The sequence below is a fragment of the Thiolapillus sp. genome (genome assembly GCF_048562965.1).
GTDB lineage: Bacteria > Pseudomonadota > Gammaproteobacteria > Chromatiales > Chromatiaceae > Thiolapillus > Thiolapillus brandeum_A.
The window spans coordinates 1-944 of sequence record NZ_JBHNMF010001052.1 but is presented as its reverse complement, the minus strand read 5'-3'; the positions used below and the strand labels follow the sequence as shown (position 1 = coordinate 944).

Genomic DNA, 944 nt, shown 5'->3' with positions numbered 1-944 from the left:
CACTAGGATCGCCTGAATGGCATAGGTGATTGCGGCCATGCCGGATGCAACGCCCAGGGCGCCGATGCCGCCTTCCATGTCCGCGAGACGCTGCTCCAGCACCGCCGTGGTTGGATTCATGATCCGCGTGTAGATATTTCCCGGTACCTTGAGATCGAAAAGATCCGCGCCGTGCTGCGTATCATCGAACGTGTAGGAAGTGGTCTGGTAGATGGGTACCGCAGCAGCCTTGGTGGTTGGTTCGGATTCATAGCCGGAGTGCAGTGCCAGTGATTCGAGTTTCATGTTTTCCCCCTTGTCTTTGGTATGGTTATTGTGGGATCGATACTACCATTTATTGAAAGGCAAATGCCCCGGTTTGCTGTAACGCTGCCATGAGCAGCCCCCCGCTACTCATGGATTCGAGTCACCAGTCCCCGATGGCGACTGCTCTACCGGTTTTTCCGGCTCGAGGCCAATCTCCCCTTCATCTGAATATGCGATGCCGAAAGGTGAATTTTTTGTATAGAGCACGCCGCTGAAAGCGTAGCGAAAAGGTTTTCCTTCCATGTTCTGGAAGGCCTGCATTTGCCGGATGAGGCCAAACAGCGTGCCGGTCAGGTTCACAGACAACACCGCATCAGACAGTGCTTCTATGGTGACATGCCGGTTGCTGACACCCGAGACGAATTTCTTCCCGTTCAGATCCAGATCAAAACTGAAGCCTTCTACATCGAGCGGTTTCCATGAACGATTCTGTATCCGGATATCCGCAAGGAAGCGCTGCTCCAGCAGTCTGACCTCCAGCACCTGCAGACCGGAAAGATTGACCCGCAGCGCGTCGCTGTCTGTCATCAGGCCGGCACAGGCGGATAGCATGAACAGGGCTGCTGCCACAACGGTTCCCGATATCATGCGGGCGAACCGCAAACTTACAACTGCGTCCAATGAAATCATGTTCGGGG

The 944-nt window shown here is 54.7% G+C and carries 2 protein-coding genes; both read right to left on the bottom strand.

From position 1 onward, the window contains the following. The coding region (locus ACOCD2_RS22205) for a PLP-dependent transferase (protein ID WP_293653347.1) at positions 1 to 285 on the bottom strand (285 nt) is incomplete at its 3' end. 108 nt (positions 286 to 393) lie between these two features. Continuing rightward, positions 394 to 944, bottom strand: a 551-nt coding sequence (locus tag ACOCD2_RS22200) for an LEA type 2 family protein (RefSeq protein WP_293681560.1), incomplete at its 5' end; no start/stop codon positions are given.